Raw genomic sequence first — 21,981 nt, 5'->3', positions numbered from 1 at the left:
ACTTTATCTTAAAGATAGCTTTTTGAATTTAATAAATTAAACCGCTGATTGAAAAATCACTTCTTCTGATTTGTCAGTGTAGTGTTTGATCTCGTTGAAGTTCAAGTAACGATAAGTGTCAGCGGCTGTAGCATCTAACTCTTGAGCGTATTCTTGATATTCGGTTGGTGATGGCAAACGGCCTAAAAGTGCAGCGACTGCAGCAAGTTCAGCTGAAGCTAAGTAGACGTTTGCACCTGTACCTAGACGGTTCGGGAAGTTACGAGTAGAAGTTGATACTACCGTTGAGTTGTCAGCAACACGTGCTTGGTTACCCATACAAAGTGAGCAACCAGGGGTTTCGATACGTGCGCCTGTGCGACCGAATACACCGTAGTAGCCTTCTTCAATCAGCTGATCTTTATCCATTTTCGTTGGCGGTGCAATCCATAGGCGAGTTGGAATAGACGTGGCAAACTTGTCTAGCATCTTACCTAAGGCGCGGAAGTGACCTATGTTGGTCATACAAGAACCTACGAATACTTCGTCGATCTTAGTATCTTTAACTTCAGATAGTAGGCGAGCATCATCTGGATCGTTTGGTGCACAAAGGATTGGCTCTTTGATTTCATTCAAATCAATTTCAATCACTTCGGCGTACTCAGCGTCAGTATCCGCTTCCATGAGCTCTGGATTTGCTAACCACTCTTGCATTGCTTTAATACGACGTTCGATAGTACGGCGATCGCCGTAACCTTCAGAGATCATCCACTTAAGCATAACGATATTCGAGTTCAAGTACTCGATGATTGGCTCTTTATCTAGCTTGATGGTACAACCGGCTGCACTACGCTCCGCTGATGCATCAGAAAGCTCGAACGCTTGCTCAACTTTCAGGTGCTCAAGACCTTCAATTTCAAGAACTCGGCCAGAAAAGGCATTGATCTTACCTGACTTTTCAACCGTCAACAGACCCATTTCAATTGCTTTATGTGGAATGGCATGAACGAGATCACGTAGTGTGATACCCGGCTGCATTTCACCTTTAAAGCGAACAAGAATTGACTCAGGCATATCCAATGGCATAACACCTGTTGCTGCTGCGAATGCTACAAGACCAGAACCTGCTGGAAATGAAATACCTAACGGGAAACGAGTATGTGAGTCACCACCTGTACCGACAGTATCAGGTAATAGCATACGGTTTAGCCAAGAGTGGATTACACCGTCACCTGGACGTAGTGATACACCACCACGGTTCATAATGAAGTCAGGTAGAGTATGGTGCGTATTCACATCGATTGGCTTAGGATAAGCTGAAGTATGACAGAATGACTGCATGGTTAGGTCGGCACTGAAGCCAAGACAAGCTAAGTCTTTCAGTTCGTCACGAGTCATTGGGCCTGTAGTATCTTGCGAGCCTACAGAGGTCATTTTAGGTTCACAGTATTGACCTGGGCGAACACCTTGTACGCCGCATGCTTTACCAACCATCTTCTGTGCGAGTGTGTAGCCTTTACCTGTATCTGCTACGTCTTGTGGACGAACGAATACGTCAGAAGCGTCTAATTTTAAGGTTTCACGTGCACGATCAGTAAGACCACGGCCAATGATCAATGGAATACGACCACCTGCACGAACTTCATCTAACAGTACGTCGGTTTTCAGTTCAAACTCAGAGATCACTTCGTCGCTGTCGTGACGCTTAACTTTACCTTCGTATGGGTAAACATCAATGACGTCATTCATCTTCATTTTATCGACATCAAGCTCAATCGGTAGGGCGCCTGCATCTTCCATGGTATTGAAGAAGATAGGAGCAATTTTACCTCCGAAACAGAAACCGCCAGCACGTTTGTTTGGTACATTTGGGATATCATCACCCATGAACCAAAGTACTGAGTTTGTCGCAGACTTACGTGATGAACCTGTACCTACAACGTCGCCCACATAAACTAATGGGAAACCTTGTTGTTTTATTGATTCAATTTCTTTGATTGGACCAACAACGCCAGCTTCATCAGGAGTGATCCCTTCACGAGCGTTCTTTAACATGGCTAGAGCGTGTAATGGGATGTCTGGACGTGACCATGCATCAGGTGCTGGTGATAAGTCATCGGTATTAGTTTCACCCGTAACTTTAAATACGCGTAAGCTGATTTTTTCAGCCAGTTTTGGCTTAGAGGTAAACCATTCCGCATTAGCCCATGACTCAACTACTTGTTTAGCGTGAGTATTGCCTGCATTCATTTTTTCAACTACGTCGTGAAACGCGTCAAACATCAATAACGTATGAGATAACTTTTCAGCGGCGATAGACGCAAGTTCAGCATCATCAAGCTGGTGAATAAGTGGCTCGATGTTATAACCACCTTGCATAGTGCCAAGTAGGTTAATGGCGTGCTCGCGAGAAACAATAGGAGAGCTGACTTCGCCTTTTGCTAATGCATCAAGGAAACCGGCTTTGACGTAAGCGGCTTCGTCTACGCCAGGAGGAATACGGTTTTCCAACAGATTTAAAATAAACTCTTGCTCACCAGCTGGTGGATTTTTTACTAGCTCAACCAGTTCAGCAACTTGTTGGGCATTCAGCGGCTGAGGGACTATGCCCTGCGCTGCGCGCTCCTCGATGTGTTTACGATATGCTTCTAGCACGGCAACATTCCTCTTTTATTAGCACTTCAACAACCTACTGCACTTCGTTATAAATTGAAGCTGACAGTCGGTTAGACTCAACTCTAAAAATTAGTCACACAGTATACTACAGCTTTGAAAAAGTATGAATCAGCTCACACTCTTGAGCAGATAAAGAATTGGCAAAGATAAGTATTTACTGTAATGGAAAATGCACAGGTTATAATCAGGAAACCGCAGGGGTGAGTGAAATATGCACAACTTCATGTGGTAATTTCGTCATTCCCACGAAAGTGGGAATCTAGCGCCTTATATTGGAATATCCAAAATCACTGGATTCCCGTTTTCACTGGAATGACGGATTATAAAGCCGACGGTTTTTGTTCGAAAACATTTATGCGTTTCCCTGAGGTTATAATACTTATTGCTGATTGGTATAATGGATAATTTTAAAGAGGGCACTTATGTTACCGTCACAGATATCAGCGGTCATTTTTGACATGGATGGAGTCATAATTGATTCAGAGCCAGCATGGCAACAGGCTGAGCTGGATATCTTGATTCAGCTTGGAGTGCCTTTGACTCATGATGATACTTTGCTGACGACGGGGCTGAGAATCGATCAAGTGGTCGAATATTGGTATCAACGACACCCTTGGCGAGAGTATAACAACCAAAAAACCTCTATAGATATTGTCTCTAAAGTGATTGATTATATTAATCATGATGGTAAACCGATGCGAGGTGTTCTAGAAGCGCTCGAGTATTGCCATGCTAATGGTTATCAAATTGGCCTAGCCACATCTTCTTCCATGAATTTGGTTGATGCGGTGTTAGATAAGCTACAAATCAGAGGTTACTTTCAATCGATACAATCGGCAGAGCATCTACAATACGGCAAGCCCCACCCTGAAGTGTACTTAAATTGTGCGACAGCTTTACAAATTAACCCAAGGCAATGCCTTGCTATTGAAGATTCTTTCAACGGATTAATTGCTGCTAGAGCAGCAAACATGCAAACAGTGTCCATTCCAGCGCAAGAGCAACAACATTTAAGTCAATGGCAAATCGCTCATCATCAAATGGGCGACTTAGTAGAGCTATTAAGCATTTTATAGATGAAATAGCACCAGAATTTACAATGAGCTTTCTCTTTATATTTTAACCACAGTTGATACTACTTTTAGAGACATAAAAAAGGATAATGCTTTACGGTTGTGTATGTTGTTACTTTTTTGTCTATAATTTGCTGCAAGATGTAGGTTTAACATAGAAGCCCTATAAATTAAACTCAGAAGATCAACCGTTCTATGATCTTAACTATTATCTTTGATAATAATTCTCGATATTCACTGTATTATATAGTTTATCAAGAGGATATTGGTAGCAATCGCCTTATTTGAACAATGGCATGAATTTAGAAAGAGACGTATGGGATCACCCGTAAAAGCTAATGCTCAGATTGTTCGGCCTAAGATTTTGGTCATTGATGATACTTCAGAAAATCTAGTTGCAATGAAAGTATTATTAAAAAATACCGATACTGTTCTTCTCACGGCGAATTCAGGTAATGAAGGATTAGCGCTTGCTTTAGAAGATAATATTGCTTTAGTTTTACTAGATGTAAATATGCCGCAGATGGATGGCTTTGAAGTTGCTAGACTGCTTAAGCAATTGGACGAAACGAGCAACATCCCTATTATATTTTTAACTGCAAATAACCAAGATGAAGCTACTCGTCTTGAAGGATATAGTAGTGGCAATGGCACTAACTTAAGATTTAGCTGAAGGTTTACTAATTGAACAATAGAGAGTAAATCATACAGATTAAGGTTTTTCTAGTGTCACGCCATGAATACTACAACTCGCCAATTCTTCAATGATGCCCCAGAATTGTTACGTCGCTTTGCTCAAACGGAAGAAAATGAACTTTCTTCAATTCTCACTCTGCAAGATTTAGAAGATTTTCAAAAAGATAATACTCAAAGAGTACGCAAGTATCCCGCCTGCCACACACTTTCGCTTTTCATGAAGCAAGTTGCCAGTGAAAACAAGTCTTGTCGTTGCACACTAATCAGTGACGCTAGAGATCAAATTGCTATAGGTCGAGAGAAAAACAGCACAATTACAGGTCCCTACTGCAAAGCAAGAAAACGGTTATCTCCAGAGTCAATTAAATCGCTATTGAAGAAATCAGGAAAAAACTTAGATGAAGCGATTCAAGGGAAATACTTATGGCATGGTCGTAGAGTGCTATTAACTGACGGCTCAACACTATCTATGCCTGATACGCACGAGAACCAAGCCCAATTCCCTCAACCTAAATCACAAAAAGAAGGGCTGGGCTTTCCTCAGCTGCGGATTTTAGTGTTAATTTCTTTGGGTAGCGGTGCAGTCATTGACTCGGCTGTTTCACCTTGTAAAGGGAAAGGTACTGGCGAGCAGGCACTATTAAGAAGTATGCAGTCAGACTTGAAACAAGGTGACATTGTGCTGGGAGATGCTAATTTCGAAAACTACTTTGTTCTTGTAGGACTAATGGGGTTAGGCGTTGATGCTGTTTTCGAAAAAAACGGAGCCAGAAATGTCGATTTCAGAACCTGTGAAGAAAAGCTGGGTAAGCGAGATGGTTTATTTAAGCTAATTCGTCCATCCTGTCCAGAATGGATGACCCCAGAGGATTACGCTCAAGTGCCAGAAGAGCTTATCGTCAGAATGGTAGGAACAAAGAAACGTATCATTGTTACCACGCTCACGGATAAAGAAGTCTATCCGAAGCAAGATATTATTGATTTATACGTTTCACGATGGCATATCGAGTTGGATTTTAGGTCAATCAAGACCATGATGAAAATGGATATTTTAAGGTGTGGTAGTCCAGATATGGTGCGTAAGGAAATTGATGTTCATTTGTTAGTTTACAACATGATAAGGGCACTTATGTGCCGAGCGGCAGAAAAAAAAAGGAATATCGCCTAGAGAGGCAAGTTTTAAAGCCGCACATGACGCATTACAAGATTTTCAGATATTACTTTTGCAAGCCACCGAAGGGATCATTGACACTTTATTGGATGTGATAGCAGATATTATCGGCGAGCATATCGTTGGCAATCGCCCGGGGAGAAAAGAACCGAGAGCAAAGAAAAGGCGACCGAAACCGACACCAAGGTTACAACATTCAAGAAAGCAAGCACGTAGGCTTAAGGTATATCATAAGTAATTCTTAAGTTAGTGCCATTGATAGTAGTGGAGCTATCGATTATATCGTAAAACCAGTCCATCCAAATGTTCTGCTTCATAAAGTCGACATCTTTTTAAACATGTGGCGAATTAATTTCGATATGGAGCAAGAAATTAAACGCCGAATTTCTGTTGAAAAAAGAAATCGAGTATTTAGCACAACACGACGCACTTACCCATTTAATCAACAGACGCCAACTTCATTTAGAGCTCGATAAACTAATTAATCGTTCCATGCGAAGTCATAATCGCTTTGCGGTGTTATTTCTTGATTTGGACGGTTTTAAGAAAATAAATGATGAACTCGGTCATGATGCAGGTGACTCATTTCTTAAACAAGTTTCGGCTCGCTTTAAAATAGAAATAAGAAGCTTTGACATTGCAGCGCGTTATGGTGGCGATGAATTTGTCATCGTTTTGGCTGATATTGAAGATTCAATTGCCTTATCAAACAAATTGCAAAGTTTAATAACATCAGTATCGAAAGATATCAGCTGGAAAGATGGAGTGATGAATGCTGGTGTGAGTATCGGAGTATCGGAGTATCCATATATCCAGATCATGGTAATACGACGAGCGCATTGATCAGCTGTGCTGATAGTGCGATGTACTTGGCTAAAAAGGTCGGTAAAAATACTTTTCGATTTTACTCCACCGAAATGAATAAAAAGTTACTCAGAAAAATTCTTTTAGAAAAAAAGCTAAAACAAGCACACACTCAAAATGAATTAACGCTCCATTACCAACCGATTGTTGATGTACAGACGGGGACTACTGTCGCTGCAGAAGCGTTATTACGCTGGCATAGTCCTGAATTAGGAACCGTAAGTCCTGAAGAATTTATTCAAGTTGCAGAAGGTAATGGTTTTATTAATGAACTTGGGTTGTGGGTGCTATCTTCTGCAATGTCATTTGCAAAACAGCACTCTGATTTGGAAGTATCGATCAACGCATCCTCACTTCAATTCAATAATGAGCAGCTTTTTCTTGAGATAAAACGATTGTTTAGAGCTGGGGAGCTGTCAAATAACAATTTGTGTATTGAAATAACTGAACGATTGTTATTAGAAGAGACTGAAAGAGTAAAAAAAATGCTCCATGAGATAAGAGATTTAGGGGTTGATATCTCTATCGATGACTTCGGTACAGGATATTCATCATTAAGCTATTTGAAACGATGCCCTGTAAATAAATTGAAAATTGACAAATCGTTTATCACTGATACACCACATGATAATGAATGTAACACACTCGTGAGAGCTATCATTATGATGTCCCATGCACTAGGCATCGAAGTGATTGCTGAAGGGGTCGAAACTCAAGAACAATGGGAATTTTTAAAAGCTGAAGGGTGTGATTTAGCCCAAGGTTATTACTTCTCAAAAGCAATCGACAGTGAACAATTTAATGCTTATTTAAACCTAAATAAATCGGTTGGGAGCATTCATATACGCAGAAAAAATTATTGATAGCAAGGCATGAATAGCAGCAAGTAGTGGTTCTACTTGCAAAATTTATAACGCAGCTAGCGGTGATTTTGGCAAGTATATGAATGTTCAGCACTCACCTGATGGGTGAATTCGGGTTGTTTAATCTTGTATTTAACTTCAATAGATTAAAGTTAAATTGTGCGTTCAACTGATATATTTAGGTTAAAAAAATGATATTGGTAAAAGTGGCAGCCAAGAGTAAGGGAAGTTCATGACCATCAAACGAGTAGTTGCTTTTATTATCTTATTTATGATGCTTTTTTGTATTGCATTATTGGGATTGATTTATTTAATCGATGCAAACAAAAACAAATTACTGGATAGTTACGAAAGTCGTTATGAATCATATCTACTTGCCGATCAACTTCGTCAAAGCTCAGATGATCTTACTCGTTTTGCTCGCACCTATGTGGTTACAGGTGATAAAAAATATAAAGAGTTTTATTTTGAGGTGCTTGCGATTCGCAATGGTGATAAGCCACGACCAAAACACTACGAGAGGATTTACTGGGATTTATTGGCAAATGGTTTTGCTCCAAGGCAAGATGGGGAGACAAAATCTCTACATAAGTTAATGGAAGAACAAGGAATTTCACAACAAGAGTTTACCGCATTGGAAACTGCAGAAAATAATTCTAATGAATTGGTGAAAATTGAAACAATAGCAATGAATATGGTAGAAAACCGCCCTTATTCCTCTCTTGATAAAAATAGCACTAATTACGACTTAGCGACCATGATGATGCACGATAATAAGTATCATCTTGAAAAATATCGAATTATGAAACCTGTTGATGAGTTTTTTAATCTGCTCAATGTGAGAACAAGGTCAGCCGTCGATACCTTTTCAAAAGATGGTAAATTTTTATTCAATGTATTAATTTTTATGTCTCTATTTCTTGTGTTATTTACCTTAACCACCTCATGGGCTCTAGTGCGTTATATACTTAAACCTCTAGGAGAAGAGCCACAAGTATTACAAGATATTGCTTATCAAATTACCAAAGGAAATTTTCACTACTCATTCAAAGACAAAGCCAATGGGCTGTATAAATCTCTGAGCATAATGAATAAGAGTTTGAAAAAAAATCGAGCTAAACTTGAAGCTCAGTCGTGGCTTCAGCAAGGGCAAGCGCTAACTGATGATGTTTTAAGAAAAGAACAGAACCCTAATGTACTTGGTCGAAGTGTTCTTTCTATTTTAGCGAATTACTCGGGCGCAAAAATTGGCTCTCTTTATATTTGGAAAAAGAATGTTCATGATGATGGAAAAGGAGAGTTACAAAATATTTCGACCTTTTCTTACTATGACTCTATGGCGAATAAAAAAAATTATCAGCTAGGTGAAGGAGTAATTGGGCAGGCAGCGGTAGATGGTGAAATTATTATTTATAATGATATTCCTGAAGATTACATGGTAGTTCAATCTTCAATCGGTGAAAGCCCAGTGACACATGTTGTCGTCATTCCATTCTTCTACAGAAATGAGTTAAAAGGGGTGTTGGAACTCGGTTTTTTTACCGATGTTACTGATGTGAAAAAAGAGTTTTTTGAGCGAATAAGAGAAAGTCTCGGTATTACATTTGAAAACATATTGGCTAATCAGAGTTTGAAGAATGCGTTAGATTCTTCTCAAACTCTATCTGAAGAACTTCAGACGCAACAAGAAGAGCTTCGAATCTCAAATGATTTGCTCGTGAAAAAAACGGAAGAATTAGAGGATCAAAAGCAATCATTACAAAACTCTAAAATAGAGATTGAAAAGAAAGCTGAGCAACTGGAAAACGCAAACCGCTATAAATCAGAATTTTTGGCGAATATGTCACATGAATTGCGAACACCTTTAAACAGTTTGCTCATTTTAGCGGGTTCGTTGAAAGAAAACAGTAGTGGGCATTTAGACGAAGAAGAAGTCTATTCCGCCAATACCATCGAGCAAAGTGGTAAGCATTTATTAGCGTTAATTAATGATATTTTGGACTTGTCAAAAATTGAGTCCGGTCATATGGATATTACTCAAGAAAAAGTAATGTTGGCTGAATTCAAACAATGTCTCGAAGATCGCTTTTCCGTCATTGCTAAAGAGAAAGGCATTGAATTTAAATTTATAATAAATTCGAATGCCCCAGCTTATTTCATCAGCGACAGGCTTAAAGTTGAACAGATATTAACGAATTTGATTGGTAACGGGTTGAAATTTACCAACAAAGGGAATGTAACCGTTGAAGTATTGAGTTCAACCAATGAATTAGATCAACAGCAAATTCATTTTAATGTTAAAGATACAGGGATTGGGATTCATAAAGATAAGCATGAGAAAATATTTAATGCTTTTCAGCAAGCTGACAGTTCGATGACTCGTAAATATGGTGGCACAGGCCTTGGTCTTTCAATCAGTACAAAATTAGCGTCACTACTAAATGGCGAAGTTGAGCTTGAAACGATACAAGGAAAAGGCAGTACATTTAGATTAGTTTTACCGTTGGTGACGTCAGATCTTGAAACAAATATTGTGTTAAACGTTGAAGAGTTAAAATCTGATATTATTTCAGACACGTCGAACATTCAGAGCCAGCTAGATAGTTTCTTAGTTTTAGTCGTTGGCGAGCCATGGACAGCTGAAATAACAGCATCTTTGATATTAAAGAATGTTAATGTTGATTCAGCGAAAGATCGTATGGAAACAACAAGTGCGTTGAACAATAGACGATATGATGCTTTGGTGATGAATTTTGTTATTGATGATGAGACAGCTTTAGATATTTTACCGGAACTATCAAACAGTGTAAGCCGTGCATTGCCACCCATTATTATTTGCAGCTCAAGTGAATTTACGGACAGCCAAGTTTTCGATATCAATAAATATACGAATAAAATTATTATGCAGTCTGCACGATTTGAAGAACGGTTGAATGAAGAATTAACCTCATTGATGAATGAAAAAGCAACAAATCAGTTATTTAAGCCTTCTTATTCTGTTAAAAATGATGTAGCGAGTGAATCAACGTCTACAGAAAACGCCGATTATAGTGCTCTAAAAGGACGAACAGTTTTGCTTGTTGATGATGATATGCGTAATACATTTTCACTTGCCAAGGTATTGCGTAATCACGATATGTCCGTTGAAATTGCTTTAAACAGCAAACAAGCATTAGTGCTTTTACAGGAGTCTCCTAAAATTGATATTGTTTGCTTGGATATCATGATGCCAGAGAATGACGGATATCATACGTTATCTAATATTCGCAAGCAGGCGAAATTTAAAACACTGCCAATTATCACTTTAACAGCGAACAACTTTGAGAGTGATAAACAAAGATGTTTAGCCGCAGGAGCCAATGATTATTTGCCTAAGCCAATTGATGTCCCACTATTGTTGGAGCGAATGAAACGTTGTCTACCGTAACGGAACCAAGTGCACACTTATGGGACGCCAAACAACAAATAGAATTTGATATTTTTATTGAAGCGATTCGGCGCTTTACAGGTCATGATTTTAGTCAGTATTCAGAGCCTTCTTTAAAGCGCTTAGTGCGCCGATTAATGGCATTACAGAAAACGAAATCCCTTGCGTCATTGATCCCTAGAGTGATAGATGACAAGCATTTCCGTGATTATGTGATTGATAACTTAACCGTAAGTTGCTCTCAGTTATTTCGTGATCCAGTTGTTTTTCAGCGCATTACAAGTGAAGTTTTTTCATATTTAGAATCGTTTCCGAGGCCAATAATTTGGGTGGCCGGTTGCGCAAATGGTGAAGAAGCTTTCTCATTAGCCATCCTTTTATCGGAAGCAGGGTTATTAAAGCATACCCAGATTTATGCAACAGATATTAGTCCAAACGCACTAGAACAAGCCACTTCTGGCGTATTGCAATTACCACCCACAGAAGAAGACCGTGATAACTATAAGCAATCTAATGGACAAAATAGTCTTGACGATTATTTTGATTATTCGTCACATGGCGTTAAATTGCGTGAAGAGCTGCTGTCACACATCACTTTTGAACAGCATGACTTAATACAGCAGCCTGAATTCATTTCAGCGCAGTTAGTATTATGTCGAAACGTTTTTATTTATTTTGAAAAAACAACCAAGCTGAGTGCATTGGAAGTAATCAGGAATACGTTGATTTCCCGGGGGTATTTAGTTACGGGAATAAAAGAAGATATTAATTTATATGAGTCAGAGAAAAGCTTTGTGTTAGTGAGTCGCAAAGCAGGGCTTTATCGAAAGAAACTCCTCTAGAAAAAAATGTACGGGTATAAAAGCTTAAAAAATACCGCAACCACATGGATTACGGTATTTTTTAGGCGTGTTCCAGTCTAATTTTTTAGACAGCACGCCTGTCTTAATCAAGCTTTACGTTTACCAGATTTTGACACGCTGGTCTTCAGGTAAGTACATTTTGTCGCCTTCTTTTAACTCAAAGGCTTCATAGAATGCAGGGATATTACGTGGTGTACCCATTGCGCGGAAGTGGCTTGGTGAATGTGAGTCAGTCTTTAAACGACGAGCCAATTCAGTGTCACGATAGTTACGACGCCATACTTGTGACCAACCGATAAATAGACGTTGTTCGCCGGTAAAGCCGTCTATGACTGGTGATTTTTCACCGTTTAGGCTCATTTGGTATGAACGATAAGCGACGGTTAATCCGCCTAAGTCACCAATGTTTTCACCCAAGGTAAAGTCACCATCGACAAATTTCCCCGGTAGAGCTTCGTACTTAGAGTATTGTGCAGACAGTTGTTGGCTGCGCTTTTTAAATTCTTGTTGATCTTTTTCTGACCACCAGTTGCGCAGATTCCCGTCACCATCGTATTTTGAACCTTGATCATCAAACCCATGGCTGAGTTCATGACCAATTACCGCACCAATACCGCCGTAGTTAACCGCGTCGTCTGCTTCCATATTAAAGAAAGGAGGCTGTAGAATAGCCGCTGGGAATACAATTTCATTCATCACTGGATTGTAATAGGCATTCACGGTTTGCGGGGTCATGTGCCATTCAGTGCGATCAATTGGTTTCCCGAGTTTATTTAGCATTTCGCTGTATTCAAACTGAGAATAACGTAAGTAGTTGCCAACAAGTTCGTCAGCATTGATGCTTAGGTTCGTGTAGTCCTTCCACTTATCAGGATAGCCAATCTTGTAAGTAAACTTAGAAAGTTTCTCTTGTGCAGCGACCTTAGTCTCAGGCGTCATCCACTCAAGTTCGTTGATGCTGACTTCGAACCCTTTGATCAAGTTATGGATAAGTTTTTCCATACGAGCTTTGGCTTCAGGCTTAAAGTTTTCTTTAACGTACTCTTGGCCGACAAGTTCACCAATGACACCGTTAGCTGCATCGACGGCTTGTTTCCAGCGTGGTTTCTGCTCTTCGATACCTTGTAAGGTTTTAGAATGAAAGTTGAAGGCTAAATCTTCAAAGTTTTTGCTGAGTAAATTAGCGTAGCCATCAACTAAATGGAAGGCTAAGTAATCTTTCCATGCATCAACAGAAAACTGGTTGAATTGTTTACCCAAGGCTTCAAGATAGGAAGGTTGGCCTACAATGACTTCAGTGACGTTTGAGCCAAGACCAGAAGCTTGAGCAAACTGTTCGAAGTTAACATTACCTAAAAGTGTGGTGACTTCAGCGCGTTGCAGTTTGTTGTAACGTTTGTTTGCGTCACGAGTTTGAACACGATCCCACTGATTTTCAGCGATAAAATGCTCAATAGATAAAACGCTTTCAGGCGCGTTTTTGGCATTTTTATAACCTGCTTGTGTTAACAAGTCTTGCGTATATTGGCGCAAGGCTTTTCGGTTAGCGACAAATTTCTCATCGTCTTTTAGATAATAGTCACGATCTGGCAGTGTCAGTCCAGCTTGATAGAAATACACCGCATACTGGCTTGAATTTTTGGCATCGTTATTTACATAAAAACCAAAAGGAATGCTGGTGCCATTGACTAATAATTTACCCATTAATGACGCGATATCATCATGAGTTTTAGCGGCAGTAATTTCGCTTAATATGGCAGTCAATGGCGTAATGCCTAAAGCTTCAATTTTATCGGTATTCATATAGCTGGTATAAAAATCACCGACTTTTTGTTCACTCGAACCAGCAGCTTTGTTTGGCTTGGCTGCCGTATCTTCGATAATCTTTTTCAGCGCTTGCTGGCTTTGCTCGTAAAGCACAGAAAATGCGCCATAGTTGGATTTATCTGCAGGAATAGGGGTGTCTTTCAACCAAGTGCCATTTACACTGTAATAAAAATCGTCTTGAGGACGTACAGCTTTATCAAAGTTTGCTAATTCAACACCTGATATTGCTTTTTCAGTGCTAACTGGAGTAGCCGCGACTTTTGTTTCTGCTGATTGCTCAGAACCGCAAGACGCGAGTCCTAGGCTGAACGCGATACTTAGCGCGAGTGTGCTTACTTTTTTCATTTTGATCCCTAATGTCGATAATGAATTTGATAAAGTGTTAACCGTTAACGCTACCAAAATCACCTGCAGATCTATAGCTTAATTTTGTAAAATAATATGAGTAATACCTGCAGGTAGGGCAAACGGGTCTAAATTAGACAGCCAGTTTGCCCACAGTTAATACCTTCATCAAATATTCTTCATCCCAGCCCGCTTTTAAACGTTTGCTTTTTATTCCTACTTTTGCTGTTTTCTCATTTTTCAGCATGTTGAGTGCTGTTTTATTCATGATAGCCATATTCTCTGCTGCGTTTCCACTTCTTAACCGACATGAGTCTTCATCAAAGCTTACATCCAGTTGCCAGTGGAGTTTATTTTCAACAAACCAATGAGAACGTATTGCATTTGAGATAAACTCAGCTTTAGGTTTCAAATGACTACTGATGTAATAGCGTCTTTCCATGGTCTTCTCTATCCCTTTTTGTTCCCTAGTAGATTCTACGACTACAATGCTGTTTAAGCTTGACCATCTACTATGGCGTTTTCTGAGCCACTCTACGTCAGACGTGACCCAAACTTTTCTTTGTTCAATTCGACCGTGATCTTTATCGACTTCCTCAAACATATCGCAGTGAATTTTTTTAAATCTAGACTCGAGTTCTGTATCTAAAAATAATTTGATATCTTCAAAGAACTCACCTTGGCTACCTTTAAGGGCGAAAATATAATTAGCTTTTTTTTCAATGATTTTATCGGCAATTTTAAACTGGCAACCCATTGCATCAGTGGTAATGGTTGCCCCTTTAATATCGAGGAGCTCTAACAACTTAGGAATGGCTGTTATCTCGTTGCTTTTACCGTCAACTTTCATTTGCCCTAAGCAAAGATTATTTTTTACTGACCAAGCATTAACGATATGTATTGCTGGAACTTCATTCACTTTATCCAGAGTTCTTCTCAGTGTCTTGCCATCAAGAGGAATGATATCTTCGTCAATTGTACAAAGGTATTGCGCCCACGCTATAAAAGCGGCATGAAAAGCCTTAGGACATAAGCGGTTGAGAACATCGTTAAAGGTATCATGGCTTGGGACGCCATGAGGCATATCTAAAAAAGTTTCGAACCATTTTTTCTTCGATTTCCCATATTCTTCAATAGCATTGAAATTATCGCAGCCACAGATAACCGCACATAGAGTAATGGTTATAATGTTAATCAGAGGATGATGTAAAGTTCGTGACATACGAGGGTCGGGTAGGCCATCAAAAAAGTCGCTGATTGTCGTAGTTTTCATAGAAATTAACAAGCAAAGACTATTATAAACCACGATCGCTATAGTTTGGCAAACGATCAAATTTGATTGCTTATTTTTGACCCGTTTGCCCTATACCTGCAGGTAAGACATATTAAAAATTCTTACCGACGAATAGATAGATGGCATGTTCGTTATCATCGGTAAATCCTAAGGCCAACGCGGCTGGACCGAGCTCCGTATCAATACCTAAATAGAGGCTGCCTGAGTAAATTAAGTCATCGAGATCGACACTGTCTTTATTGAGCCACACGTTACCAGCTTCGATACTTGCGCCTAAATAGAGAGGGAAATTATCTAATCCGAATACGTCTTTACTTAAGTCGTATTGATAAATAAAAGCACCGAATATTTTGTGATTACCGATGAGTGAGTTTTTATGGTATCCAGATAAATTTAAAAATCCACCAAGCTCAGCAGGTTCGGGCACTAATTCATTCAAGTCGGTATCTTGAGTCTCCAGAGAGAGCTTACCGACAAAACCGTGGTTGCCGAAACTCAGCGCCCCTTTCCAATCCGCCAGATAATGCAGGGTAAAATGAGATGAAAAGTCTTCGTTGCCTTGTGTAACGTCATCGCGGCCAAATCGAACTTGTAGTGTAAATCGGTCTCCGTCGGTCGGAAAACTGATGCTATTTAAGTTATCGTAACCCAAATTGATGTAACCACCATACCCCTTGGTGTCAACATCTTGATCAGACAGCGCATTATTGGAAATGGTTCCTTTCAGTCCACGAAAGCCGATTTCGATTTCGGTGTTTTGCGTTAAATTGTAACCGACTCCAAGCCTTGCCAGATTGGTACTGCGTTCGAGCCCAAGAATGGCGTCATTATTTTCAAAAATCGTTTGATTCGTTTTATCAAATTGATAACGCAACTTGGCATAAAATTTTTGCTTAAGATCTAACGGTTGATAGAACTCGGTAGCCAGTAGTTTTTCATAACCAAGTTTTAACTCGTTGCGCCACTCTCCACCATTATCTGTAATGTCGGTTAAGGTATAGGCCAGACTAACAGAAGTGCTGGATCCTAAATTAAAATCGTCTTCCCAATTGAGCCCTAATTGAAAATAATTCGGTCCCCACGACTTGGCTTTGGTGGTGATGGTTAAAATTCGTCCTGCATCCGTGTCGGTGAATTCAGCATTAACACGCTCAAATTCATTTAACGAATAGACTCGTTCAATCGCACTAGAAAGTTGCTTTTGACTGATAACTTGCCCTTTCTTTAATTGTAGGCGTTCATAAATCACAGAATCATTAGTAGTAGAATGATTATTGAGCACTATTTGTGTGACTGGTTGTTTGATTGGATCAAACCACTGCTTACGTTTATCGCTTTTTGCTAGGGCATATTTGGCAAAATTTTCGTCAGAGATAGATAATGCCTTGAGCTTGGGTAGTAGTATTGTTGCCGCACTCTCACCCAGTTTCAGCGCTTCGGGTAAGATACTGAAATCGGTAGTACTCATTTGGCCTACAACTGGACGAATTAGAAAATCTTGATTGCTGAGCAAGGCTTTTTGTTTATCCGTACTGGCATTCGTCAGAATCGTTGACAGCTGATTTAAAACTGCAATGGTGCTAGTGAGAGCATTCTTAGGAGCCAGTGACGAACCAATATCGACGGCGATGATGATATCTGCGCCCATGGCTTTAACCACATCAACGGGCATGTTATTGGCGATGCCACCATCAATGAGTAATTTATCTTGCCATTTAGCTGGCTCTAGCGCACCTGGCACGGTTGCTGATGCTTGCATAGCAAAAATCATACTGCCTGAGTCGAGTACCACCGCATTGCTACTGGCTAAATCAGTGGCGACCGCACGAAACGGTATCGCGAGTTGATCGAAACTGGAAAATTCATGAACAAGATTGGTCGAATCGCGGAACAGCATCGACATATTTTGGCCTTGAAGAAGACCACTTGGGGTTTCGACTTGTCCTTCGTTGAGCCCTATTGAAATGGGCACATTGAATTGATCTCGTTGTTGTTTATCGCGGTAGCTGAGTGACTGCCTTGGAATGGAATCCGAATAACCTTTATTCCAATCTGAATGAAGCATTAATTGTTCAATTTCGTTAGCGCTGTAACCTAGGGCATACATGCCACCAACATAGGCACCAATGCTGGTTCCGGCAATGTAATCAACAGGAATATTGTTTTGCTCAAGTATTTTTAGCACTCCAATATGTGCAGCCCCTTTAGCGCCTCCACCACTGAGTACTAAACCGATTTTTGGTCTTGCTTGAGCGCTTGTACAAAATGCGAGTAACGCGATGAAACTTATAAAGACGCGTTTTGAGAACATGGTTAAATCCTTTTATCCAATTGATTCCATTTCCGGGTCGTTCAATGGCAGAGTTTCACGTCGACCAATGGTATTATCTAAATGGGCCTGCATCACTTTCCAGTTGCTGGGCATAGAAAAATAGTAACCTTGCATTAAATAGCAGCCTCGGCGAAGTAACTGTTCCAGTTGCTCAACGTCTTCAATGCCTTCAGCCACGACTTTCAACCCTAGATTACGAGCTAACTCAACAATACTGCTTACAATCGCTTGGTCAGCTTTGTTAGTGATGATATCAATAATGAACTTACGGTCAATTTTTAGTGTGCTGACTGACAAGTTTCTCAAATAGGCCAAAGATGAATAGCCTGTACCGAAGTCATCAATAGAGATCTCTACGCCTAGTGCTCGAAGTTGTTTGAGATGTCGTTGTCCCATTTCGAGTTCTTTCATCAAGACGCCTTCGGTGATTTCAAGACCGATATATTGCCCACAAATATTTCTCTGTCGCAAGATATCTTGTACATGCTGGACAAAATCAGGGTGCCTGAAATGATCCCCAGACACATTGACCGAAATACGAAAAGGTTGTTGATACCTTTGCTTCCATTTTTCTACTTGTCGACAAGCTTGCACAAACACCCAGCGGTCGATATCAATAATGAGTCCACTCGATTCCGCAATAGGTATAAAAACATCTGGGCTGATATAACCTTCTTCGGGATGGTGCCAGCGTAAAAGTGCTTCCATACCTATAACTTTATCATCCGATAACACATCGACTTGGGTCTGATAGTACAGCTCAAGTTGCTGAGCTTTGATGGCTTTACGCAGATCGTTTTCTAACTTCAGAGCGTATAGTTTTTGTTGATTTCTGTCGGATGAATAATATTGGTAGCGACCTCGGCCTTCATCTTTGGCATGATACATGGCCATATCAGCGTTCTTAATCAAGGTTTCAGACGTTTTTGCATCGTCAGGCCAAATACTGATCCCAATGCTGGTACTGATAAAGAACTCACGACCAAATAATTCAAATGGCGCAATAATTTGATCCAACATGGCTTGGGCAATGTTGTTGATGAGTCGCATGTTTTTTGCGTCTCGTAGTAACACCACAAACTCATCTCCGCCAAATCGACACAATAAGCCAGAATCGGGTAGGCAGTTAGATAAACGCTGGGCGGCTTCAATGAGCAATTCATCGCCCATACTGTGACCAAATGAGTCATTGATGTGCTTGAAGCGGTCGAGATCTAAAAACAATAATGCCAATCTATTGTTGGCTTTTGATGCATCGTTTATGGCTTGATTTAATGTGGCAGAAAAGGCAGAACGGTTACATAACCCAGTCAAATCATCATAATTGGCTAAGCGTAACAGCTCTGCTTCAGCGACTTTACGTTCACTGATGTCAGAAAATACAGTCACATATTGAGACTCTCTGTCATTACTTGACTGAATAACAGATAAATTAAGCCACACTGGACAACTTTCAGTCTCTGAGATTATTAACGTTAGCTCTCCGGTCCATGACTTCGAACCATTCAATAAAGTGTTAATTGAAATTGGTTGAGCATGTTGTTGAATGAGTTCATTGAACGACATGGTCATTAATGTTTTGGTGTTTTTGTTGAACGCTTTTTGTGCAGCAGCATTACTCACAGTGACCATCTCATTAGCGGTGAAAATGAGCACGCCCTCTGAAGTGTTCTCGAATGCTTGAGCGAGTATATTCGCTTTATCTTCAAATGTTTTTGACTCAGTGATGTCCGTGGAAATGCCGGCTACAGTTTCAACTTTTTTGGTGTCGATATTGAGTTTGACTGGTTTACCTATGGTGCGCAACCAACGCCACTGCCCATGTTTATCCATCTGTCGATACTCAGCAGTAAAAACGTCTACTTTACCTGAAACCATGAGCAGCCATTTTTCAAGCAAAACTTGTTGGTCATCGGGGTGGATTTTGAGTTCTTCCATTGAATAAACGAGTTTATCTGAGCCTTGATGGAGAATTGTAGTGTAATTGCCGAGGTGCAATTTTAAATCATCAACATGCCATTCCCATAAATCAGATTCGCTGCCTCTCAGGGCTTGATGGAGCCGATCTTGAGTTTCAAACAGTGTGCTATTTAACCTTTTAAATTTCTCTGTACGTGCACGATGGCGAATTACTATGAGAACACCAAACATAAATAGCGTAAAAACCACCAGTGATTTCACTTGTTGAGACTGCCACCAATGCTCGTCGACGATAAAAATGTATGGGTGAAGACTGGTTTGATTTACTCCATTGATTACGCTAAAAAATTCTAATCGGTACTGGCCTGATTGAAGCCCTGAAAGAGTGAGTTGTGAATGGCCAAAGAGCGACACTAATGCATTATTAGGTTCGGCTCCTTCCCGTTGCAGTCGATATTGCAAGTGTGGCAAATTTTGATCTAAATAATCATGGCTGGCTAATTGTAAGGTAATTAATTGCACATCAGGTTTTATGTGGATTTCATGAGTAGGTAATAAATTTATCTCAGTATGGTGATCATAGTAGATTTCAGTCGACGCTAAAAACACGCCATCTTCAGCTAATCTCTGTTGCATATTTTCAACATCAATGAGCATGGCACCTTCTGGAGTCCCTACATAGGCACCTTGTTTAGGGTGATAAAATACTGCGCCTTCATTTAAGTCGCTAGAGATTAATCCATCATTTACATCGAAGGAAGCGACAGTTTTTGTTTGCGTATTGTATTTGATAAGATAACCTTCATCACAGCCTGTTAAATAGTGTTTGTTAGCAGGTTGAATGAAAAAAACACTATCACACTGAGTTCCCCATTGCTGATTAAGTGAAGTCGTTTTTTGGGTCGTTTGTTCATACTCAAATAACCCTTTAAAGGCGGTGCCAAACCACAAGGTATTAGGTGTTGGTTCTGCAATATGAGATATTGTCGGTAGGCTGTCTAGGTTTAACAAATCTGCTGATTGAGAAACAAACTCCTGATCTTTGATATAGCCAAAAATGTTTTCGCCGCCAATCCAGAGTTTTCTATCAGAAGCTAAAAATACGCTTCGAACAGACAGTACATTCTTAGGATTGTGGATAAGGGGAAATTCAAGCAGTTGATTTTGATTTTTCTGCCAATAATACAAGCCAGCCGATGTCGCAAACCACCAACGCTTTTCCATTGGATCAAAGGTACTTTTGAATATGGTTTCGTTTGCTAAAACGGGAGCACTATTCGTCAAGGCAGAGAAACTTTGAGTTTGCATGGTTGCGGTATTAAAAACATGTAACCCATGAGTCGTTAATAACAAAAGGTGTTTATCATCCCAAGGTTGAATACCGTAAATTCTATCGGTGGCCTCCAACCCTTGAATGGTGATGGGCTGTGGCTGCTGATTGGCGTGTTCAATACGAATAAGCTTGTTATTGCTGCTTAACCAAAGCTCGTTGTTGGTAGAATATATGGACCAAATATCTTGTTCAAAAATGGATGATTGATAACCAGAATGAATGGTATTTTGTATAAATTGTGGTCGATTATGCAATAATGCAATACCAAGCACGTCATCGTAAATCCATGCGAGCCCTGAGTCGTCAATAGCAATTTTCATAGGACGAGTAAAGTTAGCAGTCCGTTTTAACTCATCGTTAATTGGAATAATCTCATTCGTTTTCGGGAGCCAATGAAAAACACCATGCTCTGTGGCTAGCCAGAATTGATTTTGATCTGTGGCTACTGAAAATATAGCTTGTGAAAATTGTGGATGTTCAAGGGTGACTTCTTGGGTTAAATCGATCTGCAATAAACCGCGGTTACTTGCAACCCACAATTGGTTATCGTCTGTTACTATTTGATTGATGGTGTTATCACTAAAATTCCATTCGCGAATTACTTTTTTGGTGAACAAGTCGATTTGTTCAATTTTATGTTCGGTATAAACTAAAACTTTATTATTCGCTATTAATGTCATCCCTTTGTAGGGAAAGTTCGTCGGAGCGTCCAGTTGTAATATCGATGTAGCTGGCTGATTGAGATCATCAATTGTCATCAAATCTCCAGAATCGGTTAGCATCAGTAAAGTGCCATTGTTAAGGCGTATAGCATCCGTAATATTGATGCTAAGATAATCGGTAAATGCCGCAAAGTGAGTTAATGGCGTAAAAACGTTAGTGGTAATATCAAAGATATAATCTTGCTGAAAGTTGGATGTGAGTAGTTTGTTATCGCCAATACTGATCACTTTGTAGAAAAATTGATCGGTTAATTCTTGGTGTTTATCCTCTGAATGAATCCGCAATAACGTGGTATTATGGGCTCGATACAAGCCATTTTCAGTGGCGAACCAAGCAAAACCCTTTTCATCAAATGCGATATCTTTAACGCCAGAATTCAGGCCATTGTTAGCTGAAATAACCCGCTTAACAACTTTTTCTGCTTTACTTTCACTGATAAATGTAACGCTTAACAATCCACTTAAGATTAAAAAAGCAAAGTGTATTACTCGTATCATAACAGTAGGGTACTCACGTCCAGTTCGGAATTTTTGGCTGATTTTGTTTATGTCACAGCTTTCCGTGCCGTTTGTGCAGTCATCCTTGTTAAAGATTG

At 39.9% G+C, this 21,981-nt stretch carries 13 protein-coding genes; 8 read left to right on the top strand and 5 right to left on the bottom strand.

Annotated features, from left to right (window positions below; genetic code table 11):
• Positions 1-36: 36 nt before the first annotated feature.
• Positions 37-2,634, bottom strand: coding sequence for a bifunctional aconitate hydratase 2/2-methylisocitrate dehydratase (gene acnB / locus E2I05_RS19905; protein ID WP_121852632.1), 2,598 nt, complete (start codon positions 2,632-2,634; stop codon positions 37-39).
• A gap of 443 nt (positions 2,635-3,077) precedes the next feature.
• Here acnB and hxpB point away from each other — a divergent pair, with 443 nt between their 5' ends.
• The 8 genes from hxpB (at position 3,078) to E2I05_RS19865 (ending at position 11,591) form a co-directional block, all read left to right on the top strand.
• Positions 3,078-3,731, top strand: coding sequence for a hexitol phosphatase HxpB (gene hxpB / locus E2I05_RS19900; protein WP_121852631.1), 654 nt, complete (start codon positions 3,078-3,080; stop codon positions 3,729-3,731).
• A 262-nt stretch (positions 3,732-3,993) separates the two neighbouring features.
• Positions 3,994-4,401 (top strand): response regulator, encoded by a 408-nt coding sequence (locus E2I05_RS19895; protein WP_207805261.1) that lies wholly within the window; start codon positions 3,994-3,996, stop codon positions 4,399-4,401.
• Positions 4,402-4,464: 63 nt separating this feature from the next.
• On the top strand, positions 4,465-5,592 hold the full coding sequence (locus tag E2I05_RS19890) for an IS4 family transposase (protein WP_133309822.1): 1,128 nt from the start codon (positions 4,465-4,467) through the stop codon (positions 5,590-5,592).
• Between the two features lie 55 nt (positions 5,593-5,647).
• A complete protein-coding gene (locus E2I05_RS19885) occupies positions 5,648-5,833 on the top strand; it encodes a hypothetical protein (RefSeq protein ID WP_133309821.1) in 186 nt (61 codons plus the stop codon).
• A 152-nt stretch (positions 5,834-5,985) separates the two neighbouring features.
• The gene (locus E2I05_RS19880; protein WP_165905570.1) at positions 5,986-6,438 is read left to right on the top strand and encodes a GGDEF domain-containing protein; all 453 of its coding nucleotides are present in this window, start codon (positions 5,986-5,988) and stop codon (positions 6,436-6,438) included.
• A 26-nt stretch (positions 6,439-6,464) separates the two neighbouring features.
• Positions 6,465-7,322 (top strand): putative bifunctional diguanylate cyclase/phosphodiesterase, encoded by an 858-nt coding sequence (locus E2I05_RS19875; RefSeq protein WP_179952732.1) that lies wholly within the window; start codon positions 6,465-6,467, stop codon positions 7,320-7,322.
• 232 nt (positions 7,323-7,554) lie between these two features.
• Positions 7,555-10,749 carry a response regulator gene (locus E2I05_RS19870; protein WP_121855012.1) on the top strand — a complete coding sequence of 1,065 codons (3,195 nt, stop codon included), beginning with the start codon at positions 7,555-7,557 and terminating at the stop codon, positions 10,747-10,749.
• Positions 10,737-11,591, top strand: a complete 855-nt coding sequence (locus tag E2I05_RS19865; RefSeq protein WP_121855013.1) for a CheR family methyltransferase — start codon at positions 10,737-10,739, stop codon at positions 11,589-11,591. Before E2I05_RS19870 ends, E2I05_RS19865 begins: the two co-directional genes overlap by 13 nt.
• A 120-nt stretch (positions 11,592-11,711) precedes the next feature.
• On the opposite strand, the gene E2I05_RS19860 is transcribed toward E2I05_RS19865, so the two are convergent.
• From E2I05_RS19860 to E2I05_RS19845, 4 genes are all read right to left on the bottom strand, one after another.
• A complete protein-coding gene (locus E2I05_RS19860) occupies positions 11,712-13,784 on the bottom strand; it encodes a M13 family metallopeptidase (RefSeq protein WP_121855014.1) in 2,073 nt (690 codons plus the stop codon).
• Positions 13,785-13,917: 133 nt separating this feature from the next.
• Complete coding sequence (locus tag E2I05_RS19855; protein WP_133309786.1) at positions 13,918-15,057, bottom strand: ISAs1 family transposase; 1,140 nt, start codon at positions 15,055-15,057, stop codon at positions 13,918-13,920.
• 112 nt (positions 15,058-15,169) lie between these two features.
• Entirely contained in the window at positions 15,170-17,389 is a 2,220-nt protein-coding gene (locus E2I05_RS19850; protein WP_121852330.1) for a patatin-like phospholipase family protein, read from the bottom strand.
• 12 nt (positions 17,390-17,401) lie between these two features.
• Positions 17,402-21,883: an EAL domain-containing protein gene (locus tag E2I05_RS19845; RefSeq protein WP_121852331.1), complete on the bottom strand. Its 4,482-nt coding sequence runs from the start codon at positions 21,881-21,883 to the stop codon at positions 17,402-17,404.
• Positions 21,884-21,981: the final 98 nt, after the last annotated feature.

It is taken from the genome of Parashewanella spongiae (assembly GCF_004358345.1).
Classification (GTDB): Bacteria; Pseudomonadota; Gammaproteobacteria; order Enterobacterales; family Shewanellaceae; genus Parashewanella; species Parashewanella spongiae.
This window is presented reverse-complemented; position numbering and strand designations above follow the sequence as displayed.